Genomic DNA, 5,792 nt, shown 5'->3' with positions numbered 1-5,792 from the left:
ACACTGGGGCGATGACCTCGGCGAGTGCGGCGGGGTCGGCGGCGTCCCAGGCGGCGGAGGACGCGGCGCGCAGTCAGCAGGCGGCGGCGAAGCAGGGCAGGGCTTCGATCGTGACGGTGGAGGTGTTGGGTTTTGGCGCTGAGCCGGTGGAGCGTGAACCGCAGCCTGCGGGCCAGCAAAAGACCTCGGGGTATAACCCCGGCAGTCCGGTGCAGGTGTTGGGCGCGGGGCCGTTGAGTGAACAGGCGCGGGCGCGGTTGACTGACGAGGAGCGTAGGCAGATTAGTTTGTAAGGGTTTTTGCGGGACCTCTCGTTGTAAGGTTTGGGGCGATCGGTGATTGCCCCTTTTTTTTGCGTGTATATCCGTTATTTGGGTGATGGCGACCTATGGTTCCGCTCTTACAGCGGGTCACTTTTGGCAAACGCCCGGAATGCCGGCCCAGCCAAAAGTAACCAATCTGAATACACTGAAGAACTGCTTTTCTGTGGGAGCTGGCTTGCCTGCGATGCAGACACCTCGGTACATCAGGTTCACAGAGTTGATGCCATCGCAGGCAAGCCAGCTCCCACCTTTGATCGAGTGTGGCTCTGCTGTTGCTGTTGCTCTTACATCCTTTTCGCTGACGAAGTCAGCGGTCTTTTGATCTGCGCTTTTGATCTTGATCTGAAATCGCCCCCCAAATCACTGGCGGATTGCGGGCATGCCGAGCCATAGCGAGGCACCGAGTGTTGGGGCGAGGACCTTTTGGTTACTTTTGACTTGGCCGGCATTCCGGTCCTTGCAAAAGTGACCCGCTGTTAGAGCGCAACCAATAGCCGCCGTTACCTGAATAACGGATATACACCCCTACAATCTCTCAGCAAAAATTGCCCCCGAACCAATCCCAAATGAAGCTTTCATGACAAAAGTTCGGTAGCCCCCACCCACTCCCGTCTTGCCTATGTAACGCGCTGCAGGCGATCAAAAGTCGCCTCCAAAGCCGTCAGCAGGACGCCAGGAGTGGGGCAATGGGAACTATGGAACGTTATTCGAAAGTCGGCATGCAGGAGCTCGATCAGCGCCTGTCGAAGATCGTCGAAGCCGCGCGCAAGAAGCCGGTTTCGGTATACCGCTACGGCGCGCCGTGGGTGTGGATCGTCTCCCAGGACGATTGGCAAGGCGCCTTGAAGGAAGTCTCCAGCTACATTCCGGCGGGCCACTCGCTGGTGTTGTTGCGCCCGCAGATCGACGACGTGCTCGAACAGTACCGCGACTGGCTCCAGCCCGAGCCGGGCATGTTGATCGCGCCGCACACCGTGGTGCACATCCTGTTGCTGCAACTGCTGTATTCGGTGCCCAGCGAACAGCAACTGCACGAGCAGCTCAATTACAACCTGCTGTTTCGCTGGTTTGTCGGCCTCGACCTGACCCAGAAGGTGTGGAGCCTGCACGCCCTGCAGCGTGACATCGCCAGCCTGCTGAACAACCCGCAGGCGGTGCAATTGATCCAGAAAATCATCGGTGAAGTGTTTTGTGGCGCCTTGCTGCACATGCCGGAGTTCTCACTGAACTTCGCCTTGTTGCACACCTGGCTGGCCCGGCACAGCCATCTTTCGACCACCAGCAATTGAGCAGGCCGAACGCCGTGCAATCGGTGAAGGCGCGCAACTTTTTTAGACAACCAGGGGGCAGTGTGGAGCATCTGTTCAAGTCAACGCTGGCGCTGTGCCTGACGCTGGGGGCCTTGGCCCAACCCGCGCTGGCCGAGGAGGAGGGCGCAGCGCGGCGGGTCGACGTCAACGAATATTTCGTGCGCGGCAATACCGTGCTGGATGCGGCGGCCATCGAGGAAGCGGTGTACCCGTTCCTGGGCCCGCAAAAGACCCTCGGTGATATCGAAGGCGCTCGCGATGCGCTGCAAAAGATCTACCAGGCGCGTGGCTATCAGTCGGTGTTTGTGGAGCTGCCGGAGCAGAAGGTCGATGACGGCATCGTCTACCTGCAAGTCAGCGAAACCAAGGTCGGCCGCGTGCGCGTGGTCGGCGCCAAACACTATTCGCCGGTGGAAATTCGCGAAGACGTGCCGGCGCTCAAGGAAGGCGCGGTGCCGGATTTTGCCAGTGTGCAAACCCAGCTCGCCGGGCTTAACCGGGGCGTCGGGCGCCAGGTCACGCCGCTGGTACGCGAAGGCGCGCGGCCAGGCACCATGGACGTGGACCTGCAAGTGGAAGACCAGAACCCCTGGCACGCCAGCATCGGCCTGAACAACGACTACAGCGCCGACACCGAGAAGCTGCGCACGGTGGCGACCCTGGGCTACGACAACCTCTGGCAACTGGGCCACAGCATCTCGCTGACCTACTTCACCGCGCCCCAGGACAGCAGCAATGCCAAGGTCTGGTCGGGTTCCTACAGCGCGCCGCTGGATGAGCGCTGGACCTTGCAGTTCTCCGGCTACCAGTCCGACAGCAACATCGCCACCATCGGCGGCAGCAATGTCTTGGGCAAAGGCCATTCCTACGGTGTGTCGGCGATCTACAACCTGCCGGCCAGTGATAACTGGGCCAATTCGTTCTCCTTCGGCGTGGACTTCAAGGACTTCGACGAGCAGCTCAAATTGGGCAGCAATGCCGACAAGGTGCCGCTCAAATATGCGCCGTTCACCTTCGGCTATAACGGCTATCGCTACAGCGAGCAATCGGCCCTCAGCCTGGGCCTGAACCTGGTGGTCGGCACCCGTGCGTTCTTCGGCTACGGCAGCGATGCCCAGGAATTCGAATACAAGCGCTACAAGGCCAGCCCGAGTTTTGCGGTGCTTAAAGGCGACACGACGTACACCTACACCTTCGCCAGTGATTGGCAATCGGCAACCAAGGGCGGTTTCCAACTGGCCTCCGGGCCGCTGGTGTCCAACGAGCAATATTCCGCCGGTGGCGCCACTTCGGTGCGCGGCTACCTGGCGGCAGAGCGCACGGGGGACGAGGGCCTCCTGTTCTCCCAGGAAATGCGCACGCCCTCATTGGCCAAGTTTCTTGGCAGCTACGTGCAGGAATGGCGCTTCTACGCGTTCGCCGAAGGCGCGCGCCTGCGCCTGCAAAAGCCGTTGGCCGAGCAAGAAGACGAATACAGCCTGGCCAGTGTCGGCCTCGGCACCCGCGCCAGTTTGAGCAAATGGTTATCCGGCAGCCTGGACTGGGGCTACCCGTTGCTCGATGGACCGAACACCCAGAAACAGGACTCGCGACTGCACTTCAGTGTGCAGGCGACTTTCTGACCTTTTCTCCCGGAGACTTCACCATGCAACGCCTATTTCTGAGCCTGTTGATCTGCCTGGGCTTCGCGCTTCCGGCCACCGCCCATGCCTGGTGGCAGGACGATTGGCACTACCGCAAACAGATTACCGTGGACACTACCGCCCAAGGCGCGGGCATCAATCAAGCCCTGGGCCGCACTGCGCTGCTGGTGCGCCTGCACACCGGTAATTTCACCTTTGATGGGGTGAAGGACGATGGCAGCGATTTGCGCTTTGTCAGCGCCGATGACAAGACCGTGTTCAATCACCAGGTCGAAAGCTTCGACCCGCTGATGGGCATGGCGCTGATCTGGGTCGACGTGCCCAAGGTCGAAGGCGGCCAGCGCCAGGAAATCTGGATGTACTACGGCAATCAAAAAGCCCCGGCCATCGCCAACGGCCAACTGACCTTCGATCCGAACTACACCGGCGTCTACCATTTTGACGGGGCCAACGGCACCCCGGCCCGGGACACCACGGCCTACAGCAACACCGCGCTGAACGCCACCGGCGCCAGCATCGATGGCGTGATCGGCCGCGCCCTGCAGTTTGGCGGCCAGCCGCTGATGCTGCCGGCCAGCCCATCCCTGCAACACGCCGCCGGCAGTGCATTGACCTTCAGTGCCTGGCTGCGCCTGGACCAAGCCAGTGGCGAGCAAATCGTCCTGGCCCGTCGCGATGGCCCCCACAGCCTGTTGCTGGGCTTGAACCAAGGCACGCCGTTTGTGGAAATCGACGGCCAGCGCGCGGTCTCCACCCAACCGTTGAACCCGGGCCAGTGGCAACACCTGGCGTTCACCGCCGAGGGCGAAAAAGTCGCGCTGTACGTCAATGGCCGTGAAACCGCGAACCTGGCCGTGGCCGTGCCGGCCTTCACTACACAGACGGCGATCGGTGCCGATGTGCCGGAGGCGGGCAGTACGCACCTGCCGTTTGCTGGCGCCATGGATGAGTTGCGCCTGTCGAAAGTGTCGCGCCCGGCCGCGTTGCTGCTGGCCGATGCGAGCGCCCAGGGCGCCGAATCCAAGCTGGTGGCGTATGGCGTGGATGAAGAACAGTCGGGCTTCGGTTTCGGCAGCCTGGGCTTTTTGCTCAAGGCCGTGCCGATTGACGCCTGGGTGATCATCCTGGTGCTGGTGGCGATGATGGTTCAGTCGTGGTTCATCATGCTGCGCAAGAACCGTCAGGTCGGCCGCGTGAGCAGTGCCAACGAGATCTTCCGTGAGCACTTTGCGCAGATCGGCACCCGCCTGGAAATGTATGCCGATGACGCCCAACTGGCCGAGCGCCTGGGCCACTCTTCGCTCTGGCGCCTGTACCTGGTGGCGGTCAAGGAGATCCGCACCCGCCGTGCCCAGGGCGCAGATACCTCATCGGTTTCGGCGGCCACCATCGAAGCAATCCGCTGCTCCATGGACGGCGTGCGTACTCGCGAAAACCAGGCCCTGAGCTCGAAATTGTCGACCCTTTCCAATGCCATCGCCGGCGGCCCTTACATCGGTCTGCTGGGTACGGTGCTGGGGATCATGGTGGTGTTCCTCGGCACGGCCATGGCCGGTGACGTGAACATCAATGCCATCGCCCCCGGCATGGCGGCCGCCTTGCTGGCCACGGCCATGGGCCTGTTCGTGGCGATCCCGGCGCTGTTTGGCTACAACCGCCTGATCACGCGCAACAAGGAAGTCAGCGCCGATATGCGCGTATTTGTCGATGAGTTCATCACCCGCCTGGCGGAAATGCACGGCGAGAGCCAGTTCAGTGAAGCCGCCCACTCGCGCGGCCACCACGCCTCCGTTCCGGCCTGAGGAGAATCAGCATGGCTTCCGTAAATGCCGCCCACGACGATGACGATGACGCCGCCGTCGACACTATTAACATCACGCCCCTGGTGGACGTGCTGATGGTGGTGCTGGTGATGTTTATCCTCACCGCCACCGCCCAGGTGTCGGGTATCCAGATCCACTTGCCCAAGGCGAGTGCTTCGGTGTCGCTGTCCGAGGCCAAGACCAAGGCCATCTCCGTCAACGACGGCGGCCAGGTGTTTCTCGACGCCTACCCGGTGACGCTGGGCGAGCTGGAGGAGCGCCTGCGCATCGAGAAGGCGCAGAACCCGGACTTCCCGGTGATCGTGCGCGGCGACGCCATGGTGCAGTACCAGAAGGTGATCGAGGTGCTCGACTTGCTGCGCCGGCTGGAGCTGTCCCAGGTCGGGCTGGTCACCGGCAAGCCGAGCCAGGGTTGAACCATGACCGCACAGATGCCGATCCCGCCCATGCCCGTGAAGAACAAGCTGCTGCGCCCGCTGAAGTGGGGCGCTGGCCTGCTGCTGGCCGCCCTGGCGGCCTGGTTCCTGTGGCAGTGGGCCAATGACATGAGTGGCGTGCGCCGCGAAGCGCCGAAGGTGCCGACCATTATCCCGTTGCCGCCGCCACCGCCACCACCACCGGAAAAACCCAAGGAGCCCGAGCCCAAGGTTGAAGAAAAAATCCCCGAGCCGGTGCCCACCCCTGAGCCCGCAA

The 5,792-nt window shown here is 62.2% G+C and carries 5 protein-coding genes and 1 pseudogene; all 6 read left to right on the top strand.

What is annotated here, in order from left to right:
* On the top strand, positions 1 to 293 hold a 293-nt coding region (locus tag GIW28_RS30375), incomplete at its 5' end, for a hypothetical protein (protein ID WP_236490487.1).
* 725 nt (positions 294 to 1,018) lie between these two features.
* Positions 1,019 to 1,612, top strand: coding sequence for a transposase (locus GIW28_RS30370; protein ID WP_017139647.1), 594 nt, complete (start codon positions 1,019 to 1,021; stop codon positions 1,610 to 1,612).
* Between the two features lie 62 nt (positions 1,613 to 1,674).
* The gene (locus GIW28_RS30365) at positions 1,675 to 3,255 is read left to right on the top strand and encodes a ShlB/FhaC/HecB family hemolysin secretion/activation protein (protein ID WP_017139646.1); all 1,581 of its coding nucleotides are present in this window, start codon (positions 1,675 to 1,677) and stop codon (positions 3,253 to 3,255) included.
* A gap of 23 nt (positions 3,256 to 3,278) precedes the next feature.
* Positions 3,279 to 5,078, top strand: a complete 1,800-nt coding sequence (locus tag GIW28_RS30360) for a DUF2341 domain-containing protein (RefSeq protein WP_236458965.1) — start codon at positions 3,279 to 3,281, stop codon at positions 5,076 to 5,078.
* Between the two features lie 11 nt (positions 5,079 to 5,089).
* Positions 5,090 to 5,515, top strand: coding sequence for an ExbD/TolR family protein (locus tag GIW28_RS30355; protein ID WP_017139644.1), 426 nt, complete (start codon positions 5,090 to 5,092; stop codon positions 5,513 to 5,515).
* Positions 5,516 to 5,518: 3 nt separating this feature from the next.
* Positions 5,519 to 5,792: pseudogene (locus tag GIW28_RS30350) on the top strand (energy transducer TonB); the annotation flags it as partial.

It is taken from the genome of Pseudomonas sp. PA-5-4B (assembly GCF_021606215.1).
GTDB lineage: Bacteria > Pseudomonadota > Gammaproteobacteria > Pseudomonadales > Pseudomonadaceae > Aquipseudomonas > Aquipseudomonas edaphica.
Note: the sequence above shows the minus strand (reverse complement) of the source record. Positions and strands in the feature narration are given on the sequence as shown.